The sequence below is a fragment of the Pantoea sp. B270 genome, from assembly GCF_018726825.1.
Classification (GTDB): domain Bacteria; phylum Pseudomonadota; class Gammaproteobacteria; order Enterobacterales; family Enterobacteriaceae; genus Pantoea; species Pantoea dispersa.
Map to the genome: position 1 here is coordinate 470,920 of NZ_JAHCSX010000001.1, position 23,706 is coordinate 494,625.

25 protein-coding genes are annotated in these 23,706 nt (G+C 57.4%); 16 read left to right on the forward strand and 9 right to left on the reverse strand.

Annotated elements, in window-relative coordinates; translation table 11 throughout:
* Positions 1 to 6 precede the first annotated feature (6 nt).
* Genes gsiB through gsiD form a run of 3 tightly spaced genes read left to right on the forward strand, consistent with a single transcriptional unit; the run spans position 7 to position 3,428 of the window.
* Positions 7 to 1,542 (forward strand): glutathione ABC transporter substrate-binding protein GsiB, encoded by a 1,536-nt coding sequence (gene gsiB / locus KOL70_RS02315; protein ID WP_021508401.1) that lies wholly within the window; start codon positions 7 to 9, stop codon positions 1,540 to 1,542.
* Between the two features lie 49 nt (positions 1,543 to 1,591).
* Positions 1,592 to 2,512, forward strand: coding sequence for a glutathione ABC transporter permease GsiC (gsiC, locus tag KOL70_RS02320; RefSeq protein WP_021508400.1), 921 nt, complete (start codon positions 1,592 to 1,594; stop codon positions 2,510 to 2,512).
* Between the two features lie 10 nt (positions 2,513 to 2,522).
* Positions 2,523 to 3,428 (forward strand): glutathione ABC transporter permease GsiD, encoded by a 906-nt coding sequence (gene gsiD / locus KOL70_RS02325; protein WP_058757796.1) that lies wholly within the window; start codon positions 2,523 to 2,525, stop codon positions 3,426 to 3,428.
* 128 nt (positions 3,429 to 3,556) lie between these two features.
* Here the strand turns inward: gsiD and KOL70_RS02330 are convergent, their stop codons facing one another.
* Positions 3,557 to 5,224 (reverse strand): methyl-accepting chemotaxis protein, encoded by a 1,668-nt coding sequence (locus tag KOL70_RS02330; RefSeq protein ID WP_215480154.1) that lies wholly within the window; start codon positions 5,222 to 5,224, stop codon positions 3,557 to 3,559.
* Positions 5,225 to 5,340: 116 nt separating this feature from the next.
* On the opposite strand from KOL70_RS02330, the gene KOL70_RS02335 reads away from it, so the two are divergent.
* Positions 5,341 to 5,790, forward strand: coding sequence for a DUF4385 domain-containing protein (locus KOL70_RS02335; protein WP_021508397.1), 450 nt, complete (start codon positions 5,341 to 5,343; stop codon positions 5,788 to 5,790).
* Here the strand turns inward: KOL70_RS02335 and rimO are convergent.
* The 3 genes from rimO to KOL70_RS02350 all read right to left on the reverse strand — a co-directional run bounded on the left by rimO (position 5,787) and on the right by KOL70_RS02350 (position 7,938).
* Positions 5,787 to 7,112: a 30S ribosomal protein S12 methylthiotransferase RimO gene (gene rimO, locus KOL70_RS02340; RefSeq protein ID WP_104187018.1), complete on the reverse strand. Its 1,326-nt coding sequence runs from the start codon at positions 7,110 to 7,112 to the stop codon at positions 5,787 to 5,789. The two genes, KOL70_RS02335 and rimO, sit on opposite strands and share 4 nt — an antisense overlap.
* Before the next feature lie 126 nt (positions 7,113 to 7,238).
* Positions 7,239 to 7,604: a helix-turn-helix domain-containing protein gene (locus KOL70_RS02345; RefSeq protein ID WP_021508395.1), complete on the reverse strand. Its 366-nt coding sequence runs from the start codon at positions 7,602 to 7,604 to the stop codon at positions 7,239 to 7,241.
* Positions 7,605 to 7,677: 73 nt separating this feature from the next.
* The gene (locus KOL70_RS02350) at positions 7,678 to 7,938 is read right to left on the reverse strand and encodes a type II toxin-antitoxin system RelE/ParE family toxin (RefSeq protein ID WP_031279864.1); all 261 of its coding nucleotides are present in this window, start codon (positions 7,936 to 7,938) and stop codon (positions 7,678 to 7,680) included.
* A 296-nt stretch (positions 7,939 to 8,234) separates the two neighbouring features.
* Here KOL70_RS02350 and KOL70_RS02355 point away from each other — a divergent pair, with 296 nt between their 5' ends.
* Together KOL70_RS02355 and KOL70_RS02360 are read left to right on the forward strand one after the other, a co-directional pair.
* Positions 8,235 to 8,870 (forward strand): carbonic anhydrase, encoded by a 636-nt coding sequence (locus KOL70_RS02355; protein WP_021508393.1) that lies wholly within the window; start codon positions 8,235 to 8,237, stop codon positions 8,868 to 8,870.
* Between the two features lie 113 nt (positions 8,871 to 8,983).
* Complete coding sequence (locus KOL70_RS02360; RefSeq protein WP_127833855.1) at positions 8,984 to 10,117, forward strand: PQQ-dependent sugar dehydrogenase; 1,134 nt, start codon at positions 8,984 to 8,986, stop codon at positions 10,115 to 10,117.
* Here KOL70_RS02360 and KOL70_RS02365 read toward each other — a convergent pair whose 3' ends face one another.
* Complete coding sequence (locus tag KOL70_RS02365; RefSeq protein WP_058780827.1) at positions 10,118 to 10,774, reverse strand: HAD family phosphatase; 657 nt, start codon at positions 10,772 to 10,774, stop codon at positions 10,118 to 10,120.
* A gap of 274 nt (positions 10,775 to 11,048) precedes the next feature.
* Between KOL70_RS02365 and KOL70_RS02370 the strand changes: the two genes are divergently transcribed.
* Positions 11,049 to 12,254, forward strand: coding sequence for a serine hydrolase (locus KOL70_RS02370; protein ID WP_058780826.1), 1,206 nt, complete (start codon positions 11,049 to 11,051; stop codon positions 12,252 to 12,254).
* 48 nt (positions 12,255 to 12,302) lie between these two features.
* Here KOL70_RS02370 and ybjG read toward each other — a convergent pair whose 3' ends face one another.
* The 3 genes from ybjG to KOL70_RS02385 form a co-directional block, all read right to left on the reverse strand.
* On the reverse strand, positions 12,303 to 12,908 hold the full coding sequence (gene ybjG / locus KOL70_RS02375) for an undecaprenyl-diphosphate phosphatase (RefSeq protein ID WP_021508389.1): 606 nt from the start codon (positions 12,906 to 12,908) through the stop codon (positions 12,303 to 12,305).
* A complete protein-coding gene (locus tag KOL70_RS02380; RefSeq protein ID WP_072209736.1) occupies positions 12,895 to 13,650 on the reverse strand; it encodes a phosphatase PAP2 family protein in 756 nt (251 codons plus the stop codon). Before KOL70_RS02380 ends, ybjG begins: the two co-directional genes overlap by 14 nt.
* Before the next feature lie 202 nt (positions 13,651 to 13,852).
* Positions 13,853 to 15,541 carry an aspartate:alanine antiporter gene (locus KOL70_RS02385; protein ID WP_021508387.1) on the reverse strand — a complete coding sequence of 563 codons (1,689 nt, stop codon included), beginning with the start codon at positions 15,539 to 15,541 and terminating at the stop codon, positions 13,853 to 13,855.
* Positions 15,542 to 15,801: 260 nt separating this feature from the next.
* Between KOL70_RS02385 and ybjM the strand changes: the two genes are divergently transcribed.
* Positions 15,802 to 16,173: an inner membrane protein YbjM gene (gene ybjM / locus KOL70_RS02390; RefSeq protein WP_215480155.1), complete on the forward strand. Its 372-nt coding sequence runs from the start codon at positions 15,802 to 15,804 to the stop codon at positions 16,171 to 16,173.
* Positions 16,174 to 16,206: 33 nt separating this feature from the next.
* Here ybjM and KOL70_RS02395 read toward each other — a convergent pair whose 3' ends face one another.
* On the reverse strand, positions 16,207 to 16,470 hold the full coding sequence (locus KOL70_RS02395; RefSeq protein WP_010618314.1) for a GrxA family glutaredoxin: 264 nt from the start codon (positions 16,468 to 16,470) through the stop codon (positions 16,207 to 16,209).
* Between the two features lie 208 nt (positions 16,471 to 16,678).
* Here KOL70_RS02395 and KOL70_RS02400 point away from each other — a divergent pair, with 208 nt between their 5' ends.
* From KOL70_RS02400 to potI, 8 genes are all read left to right on the forward strand, one after another.
* Positions 16,679 to 16,930, forward strand: coding sequence for a DUF1418 family protein (locus KOL70_RS02400; protein ID WP_021508385.1), 252 nt, complete (start codon positions 16,679 to 16,681; stop codon positions 16,928 to 16,930).
* Positions 16,931 to 16,942: 12 nt separating this feature from the next.
* Complete coding sequence (gene nfsA / locus KOL70_RS02405; protein ID WP_058757789.1) at positions 16,943 to 17,665, forward strand: oxygen-insensitive NADPH nitroreductase; 723 nt, start codon at positions 16,943 to 16,945, stop codon at positions 17,663 to 17,665.
* A gap of 17 nt (positions 17,666 to 17,682) precedes the next feature.
* Complete coding sequence (gene rimK / locus KOL70_RS02410; RefSeq protein ID WP_021508383.1) at positions 17,683 to 18,585, forward strand: 30S ribosomal protein S6--L-glutamate ligase; 903 nt, start codon at positions 17,683 to 17,685, stop codon at positions 18,583 to 18,585.
* An 87-nt stretch (positions 18,586 to 18,672) separates the two neighbouring features.
* Entirely contained in the window at positions 18,673 to 19,152 is a 480-nt protein-coding gene (locus KOL70_RS02415; RefSeq protein ID WP_021508382.1) for a YbjN domain-containing protein, read from the forward strand.
* 372 nt (positions 19,153 to 19,524) lie between these two features.
* Positions 19,525 to 20,634, forward strand: a complete 1,110-nt coding sequence (potF, locus tag KOL70_RS02420) for a spermidine/putrescine ABC transporter substrate-binding protein PotF (RefSeq protein ID WP_021508381.1) — start codon at positions 19,525 to 19,527, stop codon at positions 20,632 to 20,634.
* 119 nt (positions 20,635 to 20,753) lie between these two features.
* Positions 20,754 to 21,887, forward strand: coding sequence for a putrescine ABC transporter ATP-binding subunit PotG (potG, locus tag KOL70_RS02425; protein ID WP_021508380.1), 1,134 nt, complete (start codon positions 20,754 to 20,756; stop codon positions 21,885 to 21,887).
* Positions 21,888 to 21,896: 9 nt separating this feature from the next.
* Positions 21,897 to 22,853 (forward strand): putrescine ABC transporter permease PotH, encoded by a 957-nt coding sequence (gene potH / locus KOL70_RS02430; RefSeq protein ID WP_021508379.1) that lies wholly within the window; start codon positions 21,897 to 21,899, stop codon positions 22,851 to 22,853.
* Positions 22,850 to 23,695 carry a putrescine ABC transporter permease PotI gene (potI, locus tag KOL70_RS02435; protein WP_058757786.1) on the forward strand — a complete coding sequence of 282 codons (846 nt, stop codon included), beginning with the start codon at positions 22,850 to 22,852 and terminating at the stop codon, positions 23,693 to 23,695. The genes potH and potI overlap by 4 nt, the downstream gene beginning before the upstream one ends.
* The last annotated feature ends 11 nt before the right edge of the window (positions 23,696 to 23,706 follow it).

A 23,706-nucleotide genomic window follows, 5' to 3' on the forward strand; every position in this document is an offset into this window, starting at 1 on the left:
ATAACGATGCACCATATCATGCGAAAAGGGGTTATCACTGCCGGGTTGTTGAGTTCGGCGCTGGCGCTGCCCGCCTGGGCGGCCAAAGATGCGGTGATTGCCGTGGCGTCGACCTTCACCACGCTGGATCCGTACGACGCCAACGACACGCTGTCGCAGGCGGTGGCCAAGTCTTTCTATCAGGGCTTGTTCGGCTTCGATAAAGACATGAAGCTGGTCAACGTGCTGGCGGACAGCTACCAGGCCAGCAGCGATGGTTTGACTTACACCATCAAGCTGCGTCCGGGTGTGAAATTCCAGGATGGCACGGATTTCAATGCCGAAGCGGTGAAGGTCAACCTCGACCGCGCCAGCAATCCGGAAAATCATCTCAAGCGCTATAACCTGTTTAAATATGTCGCCACCACCGAAGTAGTCGATCCGTCCACGGTGAAAATTACCCTGAAGCAGCCGTTCTCAGCGTTTATCAACAATCTGGCACACCCGGCTGCGGTGATGATCTCGCCAACCGCGCTGAAAAAATATGGCAAGGACATCGGTTTCCATCCGGTAGGCACCGGACCTTATACCTTTGACACCTGGAACCAGACCGATTTTGTCAAAGTGAAAAAGTGGTCGGGCTACTGGAAACCGGGCTATCCAAAACTCGACAGCATTACCTGGCGTCCGGTGGTGGATAACAACACCCGCGCGGCGATGCTGCAAACCGGCGAGGCCAGCTTTGCCTTCCCGGTGCCGTTAGAGCAGGCCAAACTGTTGCAGGGCAATAGCAAGCTGGATGTGGTGACCACACCATCGATCATGCAGCGTTACATCAGCCTCAACGTGACGCAAAAGCCGTTCGATAACCCGAAAGTGCGTGAAGCGCTGGAGTACGCCATCAATCGCCAGGCGCTGGCGAAAGTGGCCTTTGCCGGTTACGCCACGCCAGCCACCGGCATCGTGCCGCCGCGCATTGATTTTGCCCAGAGCTATCCGGCCATCAAATACGATCCGGCCAAAGCGCGCGAGTTGCTGAAGGAAGCGGGCTACCCGAATGGTTTTGAAACCACGCTGTGGTCATCGCATAACCACAGCACCGCGCAGAAAGTGCTGCAGTTCACCCAGCAGCAGCTGGCGCAGGTAGGCGTGAAGGTAAAAGTCACGGCGATGGATGCCGGCCAGCGCGCGGCGGAAGTAGAGAGTAAAGGGCAGAAAGAGAGCGGGGTGCGCATGTTCTACACCGGCTGGTCAGCCTCCACCGGCGAAGCCGACTGGGCGCTGACGCCGCTGTTCGCCACCAGCTCGTGGCCACCGGCGATCTTCAACACCGCGTTCTACAGCAACCCGCAGGTGGATAAAGACCTGGCGGATGCGCTGAAGACCACCGATCGCGACCAGAAAGCCAGACTGTATAAAGACGCGCAGGACCGCATCTGGAACGATCACCCGTGGATTCCGCTGGTGGTGGAGCAGCTGCTGTCTGCGAACAATAAAAACCTGACCGGTTTTTACGTCATGCCCGATACCTCATTCAATTTTGATGAGGCGGATCTGAAGTAACAGACGCGGCCAGCCTTACGGGGCTGGCCGATGCTGCGCGGGATTTCGCATGCTCAACTATTTTCTTAAACGCCTGCTCGGACTGATTCCCACGCTGCTGATTGTCGCAGTGCTGGTGTTCCTGTTCGTGCATCTGCTGCCGGGAGACCCGGCGCGCCTGATTGCCGGACCGGAAGCGGATGCCTCAGTGGTGGCGCTGGTGCGTCAGGAGCTGGGACTCGATCAGCCGCTGATTCAGCAGTTCTGGCACTTTATCCTCAATGCTTTGCAGGGTGATTTTGGTCAGTCGATGGTGTCAAAGCGGCCGGTCTCTGCCGAAATTGCCGCGCGCTTTTTTCCTACTCTGTGGCTGACGCTGAGCAGCATGGTGTGGGCGGTGGTGTTTGGCATGGCGATCGGCATCGTTTCGGCGGTATGGCGCAATCGCTGGCCGGACCGCATCGGCATGACGCTGGCGGTTTCCGGCATCTCCTTTCCGGCGTTTGCGCTGGGTATGCTGCTGATGCAGGTCTTTTCGGTCGAGCTCGGCTGGTTGCCAACGGTGGGCGCCGACAGCTGGCAGCACTACATTCTGCCGTCGATTACGCTCGGTGCCGCCGTGGCCGCGGTGATGGCGCGCTTTACCCGCGCTTCGTTCGTTGAGGTGATGCAGGAAGATTATATGCGCACCGCGCGGGCCAAAGGGGTGCGCGAATCGCTGGTGGTGGTCAAACACGGGCTGCGCAATGCCATGATTCCGGTGGTCACCATGATGGGGCTGCAGTTCGGCTTTCTGCTCGGTGGCTCGATTGTGGTGGAAGTGGTGTTTAACTGGCCCGGACTGGGCCGTCTGCTGGTGGATTCGGTGGAGATGCGCGATTACCCGGTGATTCAGGCCGAGGTGCTGCTGTTCTCGCTGGAGTTCATTCTGATTAACCTGATCGTCGATATGCTTTACGCGGCGATCAACCCGGCTATTCGCTACAGGTAAGGAGTCGCAATTGAAGAACTGGCGACGCGAGGCGGCACTGAAATCCCTGCCGCTGATGACGGAAAACCGGGTTCGCACGCCGTGGCGTGAATTCTGGCGGCGCTTTCGCCGTCAGCATGTGGCGCTGCTGGCGGGCGCATTTGTGCTGCTGCTGATTGTGGTGGCGTTTATCGCCCCGTGGATCGCCCCGTTTGATGCCGAAAACTATTTTGACTACGACCGGCTCAACGAAGGTCCGTCGTGGATGCATCTGTTTGGCGTCGATTCCCTTGGGCGCGATATCTTTAGCCGGGTGCTGGTCGGGACGCGCATTTCGCTGATCGCCGGCTTCTTCTCGGTGGCGATTGGCACGGTGATCGGCACCGTGCTGGGGCTGCTGGCGGGCTATTACGAAGGCTGGTGGGATCGCATCACCATGCGCATCTGCGATGTGTTGTTTGCGTTTCCCGGCATTCTGCTGGCGATCGCGGTGGTGGCGATCATGGGCAGTGGCATGAGCAACGTGATTGTGGCAGTGGCGATTTTCAGTATTCCGGCATTTGCCCGTCTGGTGCGTGGCAATACGCTGGTGCTGAAACATCAGACTTATATCGAGTCGGCGCGCAGTATTGGTGCTTCCGACTGGACCATTATCATGCGTCACATTTTGCCCGGTACGGTGTCGTCGATTGTGGTCTATTTCACCATGCGTATCGGTACCTCGATCATCACCGCTGCCAGCCTGTCCTTTCTCGGCCTGGGCGCGCAGCCACCGACGCCGGAGTGGGGCGCGATGCTCAACGAAGCACGCGCCGATATGGTGATTGCGCCGCACGTGGCGATCTTCCCCAGCCTGGCGATTTTTCTCACCGTGCTGGCGTTCAATCTGCTGGGCGACGGCCTGCGCGATGCGCTGGACCCGAAACTGAAGAGCTGAGGGTGAACACCGCATTGCAGTTGTAGCGGCGCGATTTATCGCGCAATAAATTGCGCCGCTACGATAAGTGCAATGCCTGGCGTATGACTTTTGTTCAATTCATTGATTTTATTAAAAACTTCAGCGCATCAAAACGTTTCCCAGTTGTCGTTACCGTGGCTCACCGCCGCGGGCAGGGGGCGGGTCGGGGCGGGCAGCACCGGTTTCACCACCCGCTCGGTTACCGCAGCGGGCGGGCGTGCGCCGGTGTTGAAACGCGCCACCGCCGATGACAATCGGCTGGCCTGCTGCTCCAGCGACGCCGAGGCGCTGGCCGATTCCTGCACCAGCGTGGCGTTCTGCTGCGTCACGCGATCCATCTCATTCACCGCCTGGCCAATCTGGTCAATACCGCGGCTCTGCTCATCGGAAGCCGAGGCAATCTCACCCATAATGTCGGTGACGCGCGTCACCGCGCTGACAATCTCCTGCATGGTATCGCCAGCGCTGCTGACCTGCTGCGAACCGAGGTCCACGCGCTGCACGGAGTTTTCAATCAGCAGTTTGATCTCTTTTGCCGCCTGCGCGCTGCGCTGGGCCAGGTTGCGCACTTCGCCCGCCACCACCGCAAAACCGCGCCCCTGCTCACCGGCACGCGCCGCTTCTACCGCGGCGTTAAGCGCCAGAATGTTGGTCTGGAAAGCGATACCGTCGATGACGCTGGTAATGTCGGCGATTTTCTTCGAGCTGTCCGCAATGTCGCGCATGGTTTTCACCACGCCTTCCACCACGTTACCGCCTTTATCGGCGGTGTCCGACGCGGTTTTCGCCAGCTGCGTGGCCTGACGCGCGTTGTCAGCGTTCTGCTTCACGGTCGCGGTCAGCTGTTCCATGCTGGCGGCGGTCTCTTCCAGTGAGGCAGCCTGCTGTTCGGTCCGCGCCGAGAGATCATTATTACCGTTGGCGATGGCACTGGCGCTGCCAAAAATGGCATCCGCGCTGTCGCGCACGTTATTAATGGTACCAAGCAGCGCCTGCTGCATATGATTCAGGCTGGCGGCAATGGCCGCCATTTCACTGCGGCCTGCCACCTGCAGGCTGGCTGACAAATCGCCTTCGGCAAAGCGCTCGATCTGCTGCTGCACCTGCTGCATCGGTGCCAGCAGCACGCGGCGTACCAGCGTCCATACCGCCGCCACCATCAGCACCACCACCAGCGCGATGACGGCAATCATGATCAGCACCTGCTGATAGTTGCTGTCATTTTGCAGGCTGCGCTGATTAATCAGCTGCATGTTTTCATCGCGCCACTGCTGATAAGCCTGTTCCAGTTCATCCTGCGCCTGCTGCGCATCGAGGTTGCCGTAGGCCGCGTAGTTATTGGCTTTCAGAAACACGGCGGACTGCTGCAGCAGCGCGGCAAACGCTTTGAATTTATTGTCGATCAGATCGGCGGTCGACGCACTCTGGCCGTCGATGCGCGGATAGCTTCTATACTGATTGAAGTGCTGCTGCGCCGCTTCCAGCGAGGCACCGGCTGCCAGCAGCAGCTTGTTGATCGCCGCCAGCGACTGCTCGTCGGTCTGATTTTTCAGAATACGGATCGCCACGCGGTTGATGGTGACGCGGGTTTTCACCAGCGTTTGCCAGCCGTCGCCCAGCTCGCGCTGCTGATGAGACAACTGATTGCTGGCGGTGAAATTATGTTGTCCCGCGCGCAGCGAGGAGAAAAAGAGCGAGCCGGATATGGCCTGCATGGCTGTGAATACCACCAGAATAACCACAATGGCGGTCACAATTTTCATCTTGTTGAACATGTGAGCATCTCTTAGCAAATGAGCCGGTAGTTATGTTATCGGTGGAAAAAAGCATCACTAAAGTGCGGCAGCGAAATAATTCACCGCAGTAATGGTTACGGACAGGAGGCCAGGGGATGAAACCCTTCAATTACCAGCAGGATTTTAAACAGCTCGACTTCCGTCAGCATCCGGAGCTGTATCAGGTCGGGCGCGGCGAGCAGGGGGTGCTGATGGTGGAACCTTATAAGAGCGAAATTCTGCCGCACTGGCGCTTTCGCACCGTCGAGCTGGCGCAGCAGTCATCAGAAAAAATCATGCAGCTGTTCGAGGCGTATCGCGCGCAGGATGATTTTGTCGGTATGGATATGGCGCGCAAATTTATTCAGATGGGTTACACCCGCGCGCGCCGCTACAGCAATCATCAGGGCGGACGGAAATACGGTGCCGACGGCAAAGAGCTGCCGCGGACGGTAGAAAAAGAAAAGGCCGCTGCGGCGGCCGTGTTCAAAGCGTGCTGGGACCGGCTGCGCGCCGATAACGATTATCTGGCGCGCAAAAAAGCGCACCAGCAAAAGTACGGTTAAACGCGCGAGCCCCACAGGTCGTATTCGTCGGCGTGTTCGACTTTGACCCGCACCACCTCGCCGACCTTCACCTGGCGATCGCCATTCAGGTACACCGCACCGTCGATTTCCGGGGCGTCGGCCATGCTGCGGCCGACCGCGCCTTCTTCATCCACTTCATCGATGATCACCAGAATCTCGCGACCGATTTTCTCCTGCAGACGCTCTGCGGAGATCTGCTGCTGCAGCTGCATGAAGCGGTCAAAACGCGCCTGCTTGACGTCGTCCGGGACCTGATCCGGCAGCTGGTTAGCCGTGGCGCCTTCAACCGGGCTGTACTGGAAGCAGCCAACGCGATCGAGGCGCGCTTCACGCAGGAAGTCGAGCAGCATCTGGAAATCTTCTTCGGTTTCGCCCGGGAAACCCACGATGAAGGTGGAACGCAGCGTCAGCTCCGGACAGATTTCACGCCAGCGTTTGATGCGCTCCAGCGTGCGCTCAACCGCGCCCGGACGCTTCATCAGCTTCAGGATGCGCGGGCTGGCGTGCTGCAGTGGAATATCGAGGTAAGGCAGGATTTTGCCTTCGGCCATCAGCGGGATCACGTCATCGACGTGCGGATACGGATAAACGTAGTGCAGACGCACCCAGACGCCGAGTTTCGCCAGCTGCTCACACAGGCTGACCATGCTGGTTTTCACCGGCGAACCGTTCCAGAAACCGGTGCGGTGTTTAACATCGACGCCATACGCGGAGGTGTCCTGCGAGATCACCAGTAGCTCTTTTACGCCGGCTTCCACCAGACGTTTAGCTTCATCAAGTACTGCGCCAATCGGACGGCTGTCCAGATCGCCACGCATTGACGGGATGATGCAGAAAGTGCAGCGATGGTTACAGCCTTCGGAAATTTTCAGGTAAGCGTAGTGGCGCGGCGTCAGTTTCACGCCCTGTTCCGGCACCAGGCTGAGGAACGGGTTGTGCTCGGGTTTTGGCACGTAAGTGTGCACGTGCGACAGCACCTGCTCGTAGCTGTGCGGGCCGGTGATCTCCAGCACTTTCGGATGCACTTCGCGAATCTGATCCACTTTGGCGCCGAGGCAGCCGGTGACGATCACTTTGCCGTTTTCGTTCAGCGCTTCACCAATCGCTTCCAGTGATTCCTGTACGGCACTGTCAATAAATCCACAGGTGTTAACGATGACGATCTCCGCATCATCGTAGCGTGGCACCACGTCGTAGCCTTCTGTCCGCAGTTCCGTCAGGATGCGTTCAGAGTCGACGAGGTTTTTTGGGCAGCCGAGAGAGACGAAGCCTACACGCGGCGGATTTTTGACATGGCTCATAAGGATAAAAATTCATCATAATTAAGGTGGACAGGAGCGCGATTGTACAGAGGTTGACGGGGAAAATGTATAGGGAAGCGCTGTCGAAATCAGAGAAAAAGGCCACGCAAACGGTGGCCGGGGGAATTACAGCAATAATTGTTCCGGACGGCAGCTGTAGAGTCGGGCTAAGCGCTCGCGCGTTTTTTTCTGTGGTTTACTCTCTTTGCGTTCCAGTTGGGAAATTGCACTTTGCGTGGTCCCTAATTGTTCAGCTACATACTGCTGCGAGAGGTTACGGTAAACACGCCAGGCCGCCTGCAGACTGATATCCTGGCTGAGCATAATGCCAACCACGTCATGCGGCACGGTTTCATCATCATGTTCATCCGCTTCAATTGCGAGGGTTGTCCAGTTGCTTTCCGCATCTGAAAGCAGCTTTTCATACTCCGCGACAGGCAGAACCACGAATTGCGGTTCGCCTGCTTCATCATAAATATACTGTTTTGACATACGTTATCCGGGTAGCGTCAGGTCGCGGCCAATGTCATCAGGTGCATAGCTGCGGGGTTTCCCCCGCAGAGTATCAGTAAGTATGAGAGGTTCTGCGTGCAACTTCTACAATCTCAAGAACGACAGGCTCTCCCTCTATCAACGCAAAGATAACCCGATAATCGCCCACCCGCAGACGGTAACGATTATCACTCTGCTGCAGCTTCCTGATGTCCAGGGCGACGGCCGGAAAGGCGATCAGCTGGGATGTCTTTTCAAAGATGCTTTTTTGATAGCGTTTGTCGATCTTCATCAGGTGTTTCAGGGCACGTTTAGACCAGGATACTTCAACCACAATGCACCTCTTTTCACCTGCCATCCCTGCAAGGGATAATTAGAAAATAAAGAGTAAATCTAATATTGTCAATCTAATAATCTTATATGTCAGGGCAGGGCGGTTACCTGGCGCAACATTTTGTTTGGTGTACGCTTAGTGAGCATGGCGGACATCCGGGTTGTGCAAGCGGGTCGATTTTGCTTAAATATCGGGTTGGTAATTGTAAGTTATTATCGACATTACAGAATTTTAAAGCGCGCCAGCGGTGAGTTTCTCTCTGCCGGGGCTGAAGTGGATAATGTGAGAGCAGACAAATGCAAGAGATCGTCAAAGGTTTTCTGAATTTTCAACAGAATGTGTTTCCTGAAAGGAAGGATCTTTTCAAGAGTCTGGCGTCCAACCAGAATCCTAAAGCTTTATTCATCTCCTGTTCGGATAGCCGTCTGGTGCCAGAGCTGGTGACTCAGTCGGAGCCGGGCCAGCTGTTTGTGATCCGTAACGCCGGTAATATCGTCCCGCCGTTTGGTCCGGAGCCGGGTGGCGTGTCGGCAACCATTGAGTATGCGGTGGTCGCGCTGGGCGTAACCGAGATTATTATTTGTGGTCACTCCAACTGTGGTGCGATGAACGCGATTGCGTCCAACGCCGATCTCGAGAGCATGCCGGCGGTTGATCACTGGCTGCACTACGCCAATGCGGCAAAAGCGGTGGTGGAAGAGCGCAACTACGAATCGGTTGAGAAACGCCTCAACGAAATGGTGAAAGAGAACGTGATTGCCCAGCTCAACAATATCAAAACGCATCCTTCCGTTTCGGTCGCGCTGCGTAAAGGCAAGCTGCGCCTGCACGGCTGGGTTTATGATATTGAAAGCGGCGGCATTATTGCCCTGACCAAAGGCGGTGAATCCTTCATTTCACTGTCGGAAAACCCGGAAACCTGCTTCGAATAATCCTGCCTGCTATCCGCCCGGCCACTGCGCCGGGCTTAATGTTTTGTAAATCCTGCACATCCTTTCTTACTGGCTGACTACCCTTAACGGCAGACTGTGAAAAGGAGAATCCCATGCGTTTATGGCGTGTTGCGCTGCTGGCTGGCGCGCTCAGCGGTTCCTTTACCGCGCTGGCGGCCGATGTCCAGGTGCAGGTGTTACAGGACAAGCTCGATCATCCGTGGTCGGTGGCGTTTCTGCCCGACCAGCAAACCCTGCTTATTACCGAACGTTCCGGACAGCTGCGCAGCTGGCAGCCGGGCCGGGGGCTATCGCAGCCGATTAGTGGCGTACCCGACGTGTGGGCCAACCGCCAGGGCGGTCTGCTGGATGTGGTGCTGGCGCCGGACTTCGCGCAAAGCCGTCGGGTGTGGCTTAGCTATACCACCGCCGATGACACCGGCCGCGCGGGCGGCGTGGTGGGTTACGGCACGCTCAGCGCAGATCTCCGTCATCTGCAGGATTTTAAGGTGGTGCTGGAGCAAACGCCGAAACTGTCCGGCGGTGCCAACATCGGCACGCGACTGGCGTTTGATCGCCAGGGCTATCTGTACATCGCGTTCGGCGATAACTTTGCCAGCCGCAGCGCGCAGCAGCTGGACAAACTGTCGGGCAAAATTGTTCGCCTGACGCAGGACGGCAAGGTGCCGGCGGATAATCCGTTTAACCATCGTCAGGGCGCACGCGCGGAGATCTGGTCTTACGGCGTGCGCAACCCGCAGGGGCTGGCGCTCAATCCATGGACGCAGCAGATGTGGGAGAGTGAACACGGCCCGCGCGGCGGCGATGAGGTGAATCTGGCGGCGAAGGGCAAAAATTATGGCTGGCCGCTGGCGACATACGGCATTGATTACAGCGGGCAGAAAGTGCCGGAAGCGCAGGGCAGCGCCGTTGCCGGCACTGAGCAACCGCTGTTTTACTGGCAGCAATCGCCGGCCATCAGCGGCATGGCGTTTTACAATAGCGCGCGCTTTCCCCAGTGGAAAAACTCGCTGTTTATCGGTGCGCTGAAAGATAAAAGTCTGATCCGTCTGCGCGTTAACGGCGAGAAGGTCGAAGAGGCGCAGCGGCTGCTGGGCGACCGTGGCGAACGCATCCGCGATGTTCGTCAGGGGCCGGATGGTTATCTGTATGTGCTGACTGATGAGGCCAATGGCAAGCTGCTGAAAGTCGGGCTGGCGGATGCCGCCAGCGCCGCGCGCGGTTAATCAGCGCACCCAGTTACACACCTGCCAGCCGCGCTGCTGCGCTTCCTGCTGCAGCAGCGCGTCCGGGTTAATCACCCATGCATGATCGGCATGCGACAACAGCGGCAGATCGTTCATCGAATCGCTATACGCCCAGGTGCGCTCAAAACGTTGATCCTGCTGCAGCGCTCGCCAGTCGCTGAGGCGTGAAACTTTGCCTTCACGGTAAGTGGCGGTGCCGTAAATCTCACCGCTGTAGCGTTCATCGACCACTTCCACGCCAATCGCCAGCGCGCCGTGTACGCCCAGCCGTTCCGCAATCGGCACGGCGAGGTGATCGCCGCTGGCGGTAATAATCATTACCGTGTCGCCACGCTGCTGATGCCACTGAATGCGTTCGCGCGCGGCGGGAAAGACGCGCGGCAGGATATCGCGATGAATAAAGCGCCGCACCCAGCCTGCGACGGTGAGGGTCGCCATACCGGTGAGCGGTGAGAGCGTGGTGCGCATGTACTCTTCAATCGACAGGCTGCCGGCGTGGTATTGCGCCATCAGCGCCTGCTCCTGACGAATGATCTCTTCCGGTGCAAACCCCTGCGAAACCAGCCAGCGCAGCCAGAGGCTGGTGCTGTCTTCACAAATCAGGGTTTCATCCAGATCGAAAACGGCTAAGTCCATCATGATTCTCCTCGGGCTGACTGGCATCAGGTTAGCGGAATTTTGTGACTGGCTTAACTGTTCTGCGAAAATTCGGAATTTCTCGCAATTTTTCCTCTGCCCTGACGCCCGCGCACTGGCAGCGCAGCGGCCTTAATGCCAGGGTTACTCTAACAAACTCTAAAAAACTTTACGGTTTGGCGGTTTTTTTCACCGGCGTGAACCGTTAGCGTTTGGTAAGACATGTCTTACCTGCACAAATCCGTGATTTTACAAGGACAATTGGGTCACGCTCATGAGAAAAACTTCCCTGACTTCGGTCTGGCGGCCAGTGGCGGCCACTTCATTATTATTGCTTTTCGTTCCCGTCACCACTCAGGCCGAGCAGGCACCTCCGCCACCGCAGATTGAGGCCAAAGCGTGGATTCTGATGGACTACAGCAGCGGCAAAGTGCTGGCGGAGTCCAATGCCGATCAGCGTCTCGATCCCGCCAGTCTGACTAAAATGATGACCAGCTATGTAGTGGGTCAGGCGCTGAAATCCGGCAAAATTACTAACAACGATATGGTCACTATCGGCCAGGACGCGTGGGCCACCGGCAATCCGAAACTGCGCGGATCGTCGCTGATGTTCCTCAAGCCGGGCGATCGCATCCCGGTCTCGGAACTGAATAAGGGCGTGGTGATTCAGTCAGGGAATGATGCCTGTATCGCGCTGGCGGATTATGTCGCCGGCAGTCAGGATGCCTTCATCGGCCTGATGAACAATTACGTTAAAGCCTTTGGCCTGCAAAACACCCACTTCATGACGGTGCACGGTCTGGACGCCGAAGGCCAGTACAGCACCGCACGCGACATGGCGATCATCGGCCAGCGCCTGATTGGTGATGTGCCGGAAGAGTATGCGCTGAACAGCGAAAAAGAATTTACCTTTAATAATATCAAACAGATGAACCGCAACCGCCTGCTGTGGAGTAGCAACCTTAAGGTTGACGGCATCAAAACCGGGCATACCTCAGGGGCGGGCAACAATCTGGTTGCTTCAGCGGTCGATGGCGATATGCGCCTGATTTCGGTGGTACTGGGCGCGCAGACCGATGCCATTCGCTTTCGCGAGAGTGAAAAGCTGCTGACGTGGGGCTTCCGTTTCTATGAAACCGTTACGCCGATTAAAGCGGATAAACCGTTTGCCCAGCAGCGCGTGTGGTTTGGCGAAAACAGCCAGGTCAACCTCGGCGTGGCGAAGGATGCGGCGATCACTATCCCGAAAGGGCAGATGAAAAATCTCAAGGCCAGCTTTACCCTCAACACACCGCAGCTGGAAGCGCCGCTGAAAAAGAATCAGGTAGTGGGCACTATCGATTTCCAGCTGGATGGCAAAACCATTGAGCAGCGTCCGCTGGTGGCGATGGAGGATGTACCAGAAGCCGGCTTTATTGGCCGCATCTGGGATTTCATTATGATGAAATTCAACGGCTGGTTTGGTAAGTGGTTCAGTTAATCTCAGGACGGCGGGTCAGCCCGTGGCTAACCCGCCTGCCGGCTGAGTTTATCCGCGCACCCAGCCTTTTTTAATCGGCATCGCGAACAGGGCGCGGTAGAGTTGATGCGTCAGCGCCAGCATGCGCTGACCGTACAGCTGCCACGCCAGATGCGAAGCCAGACAGCCAAGCAACCCCACCAGAAAACCGCCCAGCATATCCAGCGGCCAGTGCACGCCGAGATACACGCGTGACCAGGCAATAGCGCTGCCAATCGCCAGCAAAACCACCCCGGACCACAGACGGTGCCAGAAAATAAACGCCAGCGCGAAGGTAAAAATCGTGGTGCCGTGATCGCTGGGATAGGAGTCATCAGCAGCGTGTGACAGGAACTGGTGACCAAAGCCAATGGCGAACGGGCGCGGGTGTGGCAGCAGCTGGCCCACGCACCAGGAGATGCTCAGCGCATAAATCAGCGCCATGCCGGTTTTCAGCACCAGCGCGCGCTGCGACTGCAGCTGATCGCGCGGTCCCCATAGCCACAGGGCGACAATCAGCAACGGTACAATCGCAATCACATCTTTGGCGATAAAGGTCGCCAGGCTGAGCAGCCACGCGGGTGAATCCGGCGTGGCGTTAATCCATAAAAAGAGGGTGTGGTTAAGAGCTTCCATCACGTTTCCTAGTCCTCGTCTTGTTTACCCAAAAAGAAATTGCGGCAAAAATCAGCAGCTGGCTGAGCCACACCCACCAGCCCGCCCACAAATTGTGGGAGAAAAAGTGCGCACCACGCATCACCTGGCCATAGCCCATCAGCAGGCCACAGGCGATTCCCACTGCCAGCGCCAGCAGCGCGCGGCGTGGACGCTCCGGCCACCACAAAAAAAACAGCGCCATCAACGCAAAGCCGCTGGAAGCATGGCCGCCCGGAAAGCACTGGCCGGGGCCACTGTTGGCCGGCACCGCCGCCAGCAGCGGAAAGCTCGCGGCATTGCCGCCGAACAGCGCCAGATCCCACGGACAGGAGTGCGCGCTGTGCGCCTTCAGCATGCCCACCACCAGCGGCCCCATACCAAACAGCAGGACCACCAGCACACGCCGGGCGTCACGCTGTTGCAGGCCGCGCAGTAATAGCAGCACCGCGCCAGCGATAATCACATCCTTCATCAGCCGATGGTTGATCAGATCCAGCCAGCGGTTGTGCTGCCACGGAAAACGCCGGGTGAGCGGATCAAACCAGCGCTGGCTGATGGCGATGTCGAGGCTTTCGTTACGCGACCACCACAGAAACGCCAGCGCCAGAATTGCCAGCAAAATAAGGTTGATAGCGTAGAAGCGCGCGGACAGAGAATAAATAGCCGCGCTCCGAATCTCACTGCGGGTTGTTGGAGTGTTTAACTTTGATGAAAGTTGCATGAATATTTGCAAATAGCGAAACCAGAGTCACAGGGTGGCAAATCACGCTTAGGGAAACCTTAAGGGGGGCGCGTAGCAGGCATAAAAAAACCCGCTAGCAGAAGGCTAACGGGCTCCTCAATTTGGGGATTTCAAAGAAAAGCAGTGGCACTTATTCAGACTGCATCGCGTCCGATTAGTTCTGACGCGTGTAAAAATATTTTTAAACAGGCAAAAGCGGCCAGATGATGACGATCAGCGTCCCCGCCAGCGTCAGCAAGACGTTGGCAATGGCGTAGGTGCCGGCATAGCCGAGCGCCGGAATGCTGCTGCGCGCGGTATCGCTGATAATCTCCATGGCCGGTGCGCAGGTGCGCGCGCCCATGATGGCACCAAACAGCAGCGCGCGGTTCATGCGCAGCACATAAGCGCCGAACAGATAGCAAATCACCACCGGCAACAGACTCACCAGCAGGCCGCTCAGCAGCATCAGCGCGCCCGCACTGCCGAGACCGTGCTGCAGGCCGCTGCCGGCGCTCAGGCCAACCCCGGCCATAAACACCATCAGGCCAAACTCTTTCACCATGGTCAGTGCACCCTGCGGGATGTAGCCAAACGTCGGGTGGTTGGCGCGCAGGAAGCCGAGCATGATGCCGGCAAACAGCAGCCCGGCGGCGTTGCCCAGGCCAAAGCTGAAGTTACTGAACTGGAAAGTGATCATGCCGATCATCAGGCCGATGATAAAGAAGGCGCAGAACGCCAGCAGATCGGTCATCTGGCTGTGAATAGCAATGAAGCCGATGCGATCGGCCAGGCTTTTCACCCGGCGCGCTTCGCCGCTCACCTGCAGCACATCGCCTTTGTTGAGCATAATGCTGTCGTCGATCGGCATCTCAATCTGGCTGCGAATTACCCGGTTAAGGAAGCAGCCGTGATCGGTCAGTTTTAAATGGCTCAGGCGTTTATTCACCGCGTTGTGGTTTTTCACCACGATCTCTTCGGTGACGATGCGCATGTCGAGCAGATCGCGATCGAACACCTCTTTACCATTACGGAAACTGGCGTCGAGACGCGCATGGGCATCCGGATAGCCCACCAGAGAAATTTCGTCGCCGAGCTGCAAAACTGCATCACCGTCCGGGCTGGCGAGAATGCCGTTACGCCGCAGGCGCTCAATGTAGCAGCCGGTCTGACGGTGAATCCCCAGCTCGCGCAGGTTTTTGCCGCCGCTCCACTCAACCAGCTCCGGACCAACGCGGTAGGCGCGAATTACCGGCAGGAACACTTTACGCTGGCTGTCCGCATCCAGACCGCGCTCGCGCGCGATTTGCTGGGCGCAGGTCGGCAAATCCTGATGCTGCAGGCGCGGCAGGTAGCGTGCGCCGAAAATCAGGCTGACCAGCCCAATCAGATAGGTGAGGGCGTAACCCAGGCTGAGGTTATCCTGCATGCGCCCCAGCAGCTGCGTGTCGCTGATGCTTTGCCGCAGCGTATCGCCTGCGCCCACCAGCACCGGCGTTGAGGTCATCGAGCCGGCCAGCATGCCGGCGGTGAGGCCGATATCCCAGCCAAACAGTTTGCCGAGCGTCAGCGCAATCAGCAGGGCGCTGACCACCATGACGATCGCCAGAAAGAAATAGTTCTTACCGTCGCGGAAAAAGATGGAGAAAAAGTTGGGACCGGCTTCCACCCCGACACAAAAAATAAACAGCATAAAGCCCAGACTTAAGGCGTCAGTATTAATCGCGAAGTGTTGCTGACCCAGAATCAGCGAAACCACCAGCACACCAATAGAATTACCGAGTTGTACGGAGCCAAGGCGTAATTTACCCAGGCACAGGCCGAGGGCTAATACGACAAATAATAACAGAACGTCATTTCCGCTTAACAATTCTGCGACGTTAATGTTCACGGTTTAACTTCTTATTTACCTGTAACGGGTTGATGGGAGGGGATTTTTTCGCTATCTTGTGACGGCAGCGCACGGCCCGGTCACCGAATGTTCTTAATCTGTGACCCACATAAAGCGGCGCCATTCTAATCATAATTAACACCCTCAGCTATCAGCAGTTTTCATTCCTTCTGCCTTTAGCTGTTTCTTTTTATTTCCACGTAAGCGCATCAGGGCAGTTAAAAGTTTCAATATTGTTAACGTCAAAGTTGAGGAGAGGTATGTTGCAGCGCAATAATCGCTGGCCAGCATCGGTTCTGGGCGTGATGCTTTATACGCTGGTGTTTATTTTTGCACATCATTTTTGGTCCGCCGCCGCGACGCAGGCGGTGCGTGGACAGCCGGAACTGCTGCTGTTTCTGCTGCCGGGCATCGTGATGGCGCTGCTGCAGCCGGACAGTCCGCTGATCGGCACCCTGTGGATAGCGCTGGGCGGGACGCTGCTGGGCATGACGTGGGTGTGGCTGGTGATGCCGATGTCACACAGCTTGCTGCTGGTGACAGCGTGGAGCCTGAGTGCACTATTCTGGGCGGGGTGCGGTGCGCTGCTGGTGCGCCTGTTGCGCATTATGCTGGCGATGCGCACCAGCTGAGTGAAGCGAAGGCGGGCCCGCAGGCCCGTCTGGTCAGGCCTCGATGCCGAGGTTTTCTTTGGTCCACGCAGCAAATTCGGTGTAACCACCGATGTGCTGGTCGTCGAGGAAGATCTGCGGCACGGTAGAAACCGGTTTGCCGGCACGCGCTTCCAGGTCGGCTTTGGTGATGCCGGTCGCCTGGATATCGACGTACTGATAATTAAAATCGTCGCGCTCGCTGGTTAACTTCGTGGCTAACTCTTTTGCTCGTACGCAGTATGGGCAGCTGGAACGGCCAAAAATCACTGCAATCATTGCTTCTCTCCTTCCGCTGCTGTTTTGTGACTTGTCTCACATCACAGCGTGAATAATGCGTCACATCATGCCCGCCCATCCTGCTTAAGAAAAGCAGAAATTGCCTGTTACTCTAATGCGCGCTGTCTATACCCGGTCACAATGCCGTACTACAGTAATCGGGTATCACCTGCAGCAGAAACAGATGAACACTGAGGAGCCCTGAACCATGCGTAATCTGGCGACGTTGCCCAAACCCGTGCTACTGCTGGAAGCGCTGGGCGTGCTGGCAGTGATTGGCGCGCTGCTGCTGGTCAACGACTGGCTGGCGGCACCGGCATTCATGGCGAAAAAACCGCTGGCAACGCTGCTGTTTTTCCTCGGCATTGCGCTGATGTTGCCGGCAGCGTGGCTGATGATGTGGCGCACCGCAAAGGCGATGGCACCGCAGTTGTTCAATCACAACCACAAAAAGAAGTAACCGGAGAGGATTATGACGCCGACTATTGATTTGCTTTGCAGCCACCGTTCCATTCGCGCCTTTACTGAGCAGGGGATTGATGACGCCCAGCGCAGCGCGATTATCGCTGCGGCGCAGGCGGCCTCGACCTCCAGTTTTTTACAATGTTCTTCCATTGTCCGTATCACCGACCGCGCCCTGCGCGAGCAGCTGGTGCAGCTCACCGGCGGCCAGCCGTGGGTCAGCGCCGCAGCGGAGTTTTGGGTATTCTGCGCCGACTTCAACCGCCACCAGCAAATCTGCCCTGAGGCCCAGCTGGGCCGTGCCGAACAGCTGCTGCTGGGTTGTGTCGATACCGCGCTGATGGCGCAGAACGCCATGGTGGCTGCGGAATCGCTCGGTTTAGGCGGCGTGTTTATTGGCGGCATTCGCAACAGCATCGCGCAGGTGACGGAGCTGCTGGGGCTGCCGAAGTTTGTGCTGCCGCTGTTTGGTTTCTGCATCGGCCATCCCGACGCGTCACCGGACGTCAAGCCGCGCATGCCGCAGGCGATGCTGGTGCATGAAAACCGCTACCAGCCGCTGGATAAAGCGGTGCTGGCGCAATATGACCAGCAAATCACCGCTTACTATCAGCAGCGCGACAGCAATCAGCGCTCGGAAACCTGGAGCGAACTGATTCAGCGTTTGATCATTAAAGAAACGCGACCGTTCATGCTGGACTACCTGCATCAGCAGGGCTGGGCAACGCGCTAAGCACAGGGACCGCTGCAATGAAGATGGCCATTCTCACCCGTGACGGCGCGCTCTACTCCTGTAAACGCCTGCGTGAAGCCGCGGAAGCGCGTGGCCATCAGGTGCAGATGATCGATCCGCTCTCCTGCTACATGAATATCAACTCCGACTCGCCGGCGGTGCACTATCGCGGTGAGGCGCTCGGCCATTTCGACGCGGTGATCCCGCGCATCGGCACCGCCACCACCTTTTACGGTACGGCGGTGCTGCGTCAGTTCGAGATGCTCGGCAGCTATCCGCTCAACGAGTCAGTGGCCATTACCCGTGCACGCGACAAGCTGCGCTCGCTGCAGTTGCTGGCGCGCGAGGGCATCGACATGCCGGTTACCGGCTTTGCCTCGTCGCCGGATGACACGCAGGATGTGATCGCCATGGTCGGCGGCGCGCCGCTGGTGGTGAAACTGGTGGAGGGGACGCAGGGGATCGGCGTGGTGCTGGCGGAAACCCGCCAGGCGGCAGAGAGCGTGATCGATGCGTTTCGCGGTCTCAATGCGCATATTCTGGTGCAGGAGTTCATCAAAGAGGCGCGCGGGCGCGACATCCGCTGCCTGGTGATTGGCGACGAAGTGGTGGCGGCGATTGAGCGGGAAGCGAAAGAGGGCGATTTCCGCTCTAATCTGCACCGCGGCGGCAGCGCCCGCGCCGTCACCATTACCGATCAGGAGCGCGAGATCGCGGTCAAAGCGGCCACGACGCTGGGATTAGCCGTGGCGGGCGTGGATATTCTGCGCGCCAACCGGGGTCCGCTGGTGATGGAGGTCAATGCCTCACCGGGGCTGGAGGGCATCGAAGGCAGCACCGGTTTAGACATTGCCGCCATGATGATCCGCTGGATTGAGCAGCACGCCTGTCCCGGTTATCGTCCGAAAACCGGGGGCTAAACCGCGCTTTTGCGCGGTTTTCGTGGCATCTGCAGCTATTTTTCCGTAAGCTAAGGCGCTTATTTATTCACCCCACAGGATACAACGATGGATTCACTGGTCGTTCCTGACATCGACATGCTGCGTCGCTGGCTGGATCAACAAAATATCACCTGGTTCGAATGCGATGCTTGCCAGGCTTTGCATCTGCCGCATATGCAGAATTTTGACGGGGTGTTTGACGCGAAAATCGACCTGGTGGACAACGTTATCCTCTTCTCGGCGCTGGCAGAAGTAAAGCCCACCGCGCTGATCCCGCTGGTTGGTGAACTGTCGCAAATCAATGCCAGTTCGCTGACGGTGAAAGCCTTTATCGATATACAGGATGACAACCTGCCGAAGCTGATCGTCTGCCAGTCAATCAGCGTAAGCGCCGGCATCACCTTTGGTCAGTTCACCCACTTCATGAAGCAGAGCGAAGAGGGGATTTCGATGGTGATCATGGAAGCGTTCGCCAATCATCTGCTGATGATGGGCGAAGACGAGGAGCGTCCGCCGAGTGTCAGCAGCCACAGCATGCTGCACTGATTTTTTCCCTCCTGCTAACTGCCGCTTTTTGCGGCAGTTTTCATTTCAGGCCCACCACTTTTTATTCTGCATTTTGCCCTTTATTGCCAGATATTAGTCGTGCTTTATGCCGCTAGTGCCAGAGTGCATAGCAGAAACATGCATAACTTATCGCAAAAAGGCGTTTTTTAAGCTGGGATCTGGCACGCAGGAATCAGGGGGGCTATTCTTGCGGGGCTGTCTGATACGTGCAACTACGGCGCAGCTATAGGTTTTTGCTATTAAACTCCCGCTGAATATTGATTCATTGTGTGGCTGTAATTTTACAGACAACGCAACGACCGGATCGCGTGTATGCAGCGTTGTGATGACCCGCTCAGGAGGAAGAAAAACATGATCAACCAGTCAAAAAAATGGTTGCCAGGTGTGGTTGCAGGTGTGCTGATGGCTGCGGCCGTGGGCGCTCAGGCAGAGGATAAAACGCTGCACGTTTATAACTGGTCCGATTATATTTCGGCCGACACCGTGCCCAATTTTGAAAAGCAGACCGGCATCAAAGTGGTCTACGACGTGTTTGACTCCAACGAAGTGCTGGAAGGCAAACTGATGGCTGGCAGCACCGGCTATGACGTGGTGGTACCGTCGTCGAGCTTCCTCGCACGTCAGCTGCAGTCTGGTGTGTTCCAGGAGCTGGATAAGAGCAAGCTGCCTAACTATAAAAATCTCGATCCCGATCTGATGGCGAAAGTAGCCCAGCACGATCCGGGTAACAAATACGCCATTCCTTACCTGTGGGGCACCACCGGTATTGGCTATAACATCGATAAAGTCAAAGCGGCACTGGGCGCCGATGCGCCGGTGAACAGCTGGGATCTGGTGCTGAAGCCGGAAAACCTGGAAAAACTGAAGAGCTGCGGCGTTTCGTTCCTCGATGCGCCAGAAGAGATTTTTGCCACCGTGCTGAACTACCTCGGCAAAGATCCGAACAGCTCTGACGCGAAAGATTACACCGGCGCGGCGACCGATCTGCTGCTGAAGCTGCGGCCGAATATCCGCTACTTCCACTCTTCGCAGTACATCAATGACCTCGCCAACGGCAACATCTGCGTCGCCATCGGCTGGTCTGGCGATATTCTGCAGGCGAAAGATCGCGCGGTGAAAGCCAACAACGGTGTCCATCTCGGTTACAGCGTACCGAAAGAGGGCGCGCTGGCATTCTTCGACATGATGGCCATTCCAAAAGACGCGAAAAATCTGGATGCGGCTTATCAGTGGCTGAACTACATCATGGATCCGAAAGTGATTGCCGACGTCTCCAACAAGATGAACTACGCCAACGGCAACAAAGCGTCGCTGCCGCTGATCAATGCGGATGTGCGCAACAATCCGGGTATCTTCCCGACACCGGAAGCGATGGCCAAACTGTTTGTGCTCAAGGTCCAGGATCCGAAACTGGATCGTGCGCGTACCCGTGCATGGACTAAAGTAAAAAGTGGTAAGTAATTCGTTCTGAACGGATTCCCTTATCGGTAAACGACAACAGAGGCGCGGTGCTGGCCTCTGTTGTGTCATTTAGCGGCTGGCTGTGCCGCGCTATCCCGCTTAGCGCCGGAGACATGTGAGTGAACGACGCGATTCCCCGCCCCCAAAATAAAACGGCTAAGGCGTTAACGCCGCTGCTGGAAATCCGCAACCTGACGAAATCGTTTGACGGCCAGCACGCCGTGGATGATGTCAGCCTGACCATTTACAAAGGCGAAATTTTCGCACTGCTGGGCGCTTCCGGCTGTGGCAAGTCCACGCTGCTGCGGATGCTGGCCGGCTTTGAAATTCCCAGCAGCGGTCAGATTGTGCTGGATGGTCAGGATCTGTCCCATGTGCCGCCGTATCAGCGGCCCATTAACATGATGTTCCAGTCGTACGCGCTGTTTCCGCACATGACGGTGGAACAGAACATCGCTTTTGGCCTGAAGCAGGACAAACTGCCGAAAGGCGAAATCAGCAGCCGGGTGGCAGAGATGCTGGCGCTGGTGCATATGGAAGAGTACGCCAAACGTAAGCCGCACCAGCTTTCTGGCGGCCAGCGTCAGCGCGTGGCGCTGGCGCGTAGCCTGGCGAAACGTCCCAAGCTGCTGCTGCTCGACGAACCGATGGGCGCGCTGGATAAAAAACTGCGCGACCGCATGCAGCACGAAGTGGTGGATATTCTGGAGCGCGTAGGCGCTACCTGCGTGATGGTGACCCACGATCAGGAAGAAGCCATGACCATGGCGGGCCGCATCGCCATCATGAACCGCGGTAAATTTGTGCAGATCGGCGAGCCGGAAGAGATTTACGAGCACCCGACCAGCCGCTACAGCGCCGAGTTTATCGGCTCGGTGAATGTGTTTGATGGCCTGCTGCGCGAACGCCGCGACGAAGGCGTGGTGATCGACAGTCCGGGGCTGATGCATCCGCTCAAGGTGCAGACCGATGTGTCGATTGTGGACAACGTGCCGGTGCACGTGGCGCTGCGGCCGGAAAAAGTCATGCTGTGCGACGAGGTGCCGGCCGACGGCTGCAACTTTGCTGTGGGCGAAGTGGTGCACATCGCCTATCTCGGCGATCTGTCGATTTACCACGTACGGCTGCGCAGCGGCCAGATGATCAGCGCCCAGCTGCAGAATGCGCATCGCTACCGGAAAGGCGCGCCCACCTGGGGCGATGAAGTGCGCCTGTGCTGGGATGCCGACAGCTGTGTGGTCCTGACGGTTTAAGGAGGCGCTATGAGCCAGATTTCTCAACGCAGCGAGCCGGAGGTGGCGGGCACACCGCTGCAGCGCTGGGGCACGCGCATGAAAATGCAGCACGGTCGCAAGCTGGTGATCGCGCTGCCTTATCTGTGGCTAATCCTGCTATTTATGCTGCCGTTCCTCATCGTGCTGAAGATCAGTTTCGCCGATATTGCGCGCGCCATTCCGCCGTACACCGATTTGGTGACCTGGGCGGACGACCAGCTCAACCTGGTGCTCAATCTGGGCAACTACCTGACGCTAACCGACGATCCGCTGTACGCCGAAGCTTATCTCACCTCGCTGAAGGTGGCGGCGATCTCAACGGTGATCTGTCTGCTGATCGGTTATCCGCTGGCGTGGGCGGTGGCGCACAGCAAGCCCTCCATGCGCACCATCCTGCTGCTGCTGGTGATCCTGCCGTCGTGGACCTCGTTCCTGGTGCGCGTCTATGCGTGGATGGGACTGCTGAACAACAACGGGATCCTCAACCGCTTCCTGATGTGGCTTGGCGTGATCGATCATCCGCTGATCATCCTGTACACCAACACGGCGGTGTATATCGGTATCGTTTACTGCTACCTGCCATTTATGGTGCTGCCAATCTACACCGCGCTGACGCGCATTGATTATTCGCTGGTGGAAGCGTCGCTTGACCTCGGCGCGCGCCCGCTGAAAACCTTCTTCAGCGTCATCGTGCCGCTGACCAAAGGCGGCATTATTGCTGGTTCAATGCTGGTATTTATCCCGGCGGTGGGCGAGTACGTGATCCCGGAACTGCTCGGCGGACCGGACAGCATCATGATTGGGCGCATTTTGTGGCAGGAGTTCTTCAACAACCGCGACTGGCCGGTAGCTTCGGCGCTGGCGGTGATCATCCTGCTGATCCTGATTCTGCCTATCGTCTGGTTCCACAAACATCAAAACCGTGAAATGGGGGAGAAGGGATGAATCAGCTACCGGTAATCCGCTCTCCGTGGCGCACCGCGATTCTGGCGCTGTGCTTCCTGTTCCTGTACGCGCCGATGCTGCTGCTGGTGGTTTACTCCTTCAACAGCTCGCAGCTGGTGACAGTATGGGAGAGCTTCTCGTTTCACTGGTATCGCGTGCTGTTCCAGGATGATGCGATGCTGGATGCGGTTGGCCTGAGCCTGACCATCGCGGCGCTGTCGGCCACCATGGCGGTGGTGCTCGGCACCATGGCGGCGGTGATTATCGTGCGCTTCGGGCGTTTTCGCGGCCACAGCGGCTTTGCTTTCATGCTCACCGCGCCGCTGGTGATGCCCGACGTGATCACCGGTCTGTCGCTGCTGCTGCTGTTCGTGGCGATGGGTAACACCTTTGGCTGGCCGGGCGATCGCGGCATGCTGACCATCTGGCTGGCGCACGTCACGTTCTGTACCGCCTACGTGGCGGTGGTGATCAACTCGCGGCTGCGCGAGCTGGATCGCTCAATTGAAGAAGCGGCGATGGACCTCGGCGCTACGCCGCTGAAGGTGTTCTTCGTGATTACCGTGCCGATGATTGCCCCGGCGATCATTACCGGCTGGCTGCTGGCGTTTACTCTGTCGCTGGACGACCTGGTGATCGCCAGCTTCGTCACCGGGCCGGGCGCTACCACGCTGCCGATGGCGATCTTTGCCACGGTGCGGCGCGGCGTCAATCCGGAGATCAACGCGCTGGCCTCGCTGATTCTGTTTGTGGTCGGGCTGGTCGGCTTTATCGCCTGGCGCTTTATGGCGCACGAAGAAAAACAGCGATTGCGCGATATTCAGAAAGCAAAACGTGGCTGAGTGACGCAACA

Excerpts from the sequence above, each read along its gene's own strand:
- KOL70_RS02330 (WP_215480154.1), bottom strand. The coding sequence starts at position 5,224 with ATGTTCAACAAGATGAAAATTGTGACCGCCATTGTGGTTATTCTGGTG.
- ybjG (WP_021508389.1), bottom strand. The coding sequence starts at position 12,908 with ATGGAAGCTCTTAACCACACCCTCTTTTTATGGATTAACGCCACGCCG.
- KOL70_RS02360 (WP_127833855.1), top strand. The coding sequence starts at position 8,984 with ATGCGTTTATGGCGTGTTGCGCTGCTGGCTGGCGCGCTCAGCGGTTCC.
- gsiB (WP_021508401.1), top strand. The coding sequence starts at position 7 with ATGCACCATATCATGCGAAAAGGGGTTATCACTGCCGGGTTGTTGAGT.
- ybjM (WP_215480155.1), top strand. The coding sequence starts at position 15,802 with ATGTTGCAGCGCAATAATCGCTGGCCAGCATCGGTTCTGGGCGTGATG.
- potI (WP_058757786.1), top strand. The coding sequence starts at position 22,850 with ATGAATCAGCTACCGGTAATCCGCTCTCCGTGGCGCACCGCGATTCTG.
- KOL70_RS02395 (WP_010618314.1), bottom strand. The coding sequence starts at position 16,470 with ATGATTGCAGTGATTTTTGGCCGTTCCAGCTGCCCATACTGCGTACGA.
- gsiC (WP_021508400.1), top strand. The coding sequence starts at position 1,592 with ATGCTCAACTATTTTCTTAAACGCCTGCTCGGACTGATTCCCACGCTG.
- KOL70_RS02400 (WP_021508385.1), top strand. The coding sequence starts at position 16,679 with ATGCGTAATCTGGCGACGTTGCCCAAACCCGTGCTACTGCTGGAAGCG.
- rimK (WP_021508383.1), top strand. The coding sequence starts at position 17,683 with ATGAAGATGGCCATTCTCACCCGTGACGGCGCGCTCTACTCCTGTAAA.
- KOL70_RS02335 (WP_021508397.1), top strand. The coding sequence starts at position 5,341 with ATGAAACCCTTCAATTACCAGCAGGATTTTAAACAGCTCGACTTCCGT.
- potH (WP_021508379.1), top strand. The coding sequence starts at position 21,897 with ATGAGCCAGATTTCTCAACGCAGCGAGCCGGAGGTGGCGGGCACACCG.
- KOL70_RS02365 (WP_058780827.1), bottom strand. The coding sequence starts at position 10,774 with ATGGACTTAGCCGTTTTCGATCTGGATGAAACCCTGATTTGTGAAGAC.
- potF (WP_021508381.1), top strand. The coding sequence starts at position 19,525 with ATGATCAACCAGTCAAAAAAATGGTTGCCAGGTGTGGTTGCAGGTGTG.
- nfsA (WP_058757789.1), top strand. The coding sequence starts at position 16,943 with ATGACGCCGACTATTGATTTGCTTTGCAGCCACCGTTCCATTCGCGCC.
- KOL70_RS02370 (WP_058780826.1), top strand. The coding sequence starts at position 11,049 with ATGAGAAAAACTTCCCTGACTTCGGTCTGGCGGCCAGTGGCGGCCACT.
- KOL70_RS02380 (WP_072209736.1), bottom strand. The coding sequence starts at position 13,650 with ATGCAACTTTCATCAAAGTTAAACACTCCAACAACCCGCAGTGAGATT.
- KOL70_RS02345 (WP_021508395.1), bottom strand. The coding sequence starts at position 7,604 with ATGTCAAAACAGTATATTTATGATGAAGCAGGCGAACCGCAATTCGTG.
- KOL70_RS02415 (WP_021508382.1), top strand. The coding sequence starts at position 18,673 with ATGGATTCACTGGTCGTTCCTGACATCGACATGCTGCGTCGCTGGCTG.
- KOL70_RS02355 (WP_021508393.1), top strand. The coding sequence starts at position 8,235 with ATGCAAGAGATCGTCAAAGGTTTTCTGAATTTTCAACAGAATGTGTTT.
- rimO (WP_104187018.1), bottom strand. The coding sequence starts at position 7,112 with ATGAGCCATGTCAAAAATCCGCCGCGTGTAGGCTTCGTCTCTCTCGGC.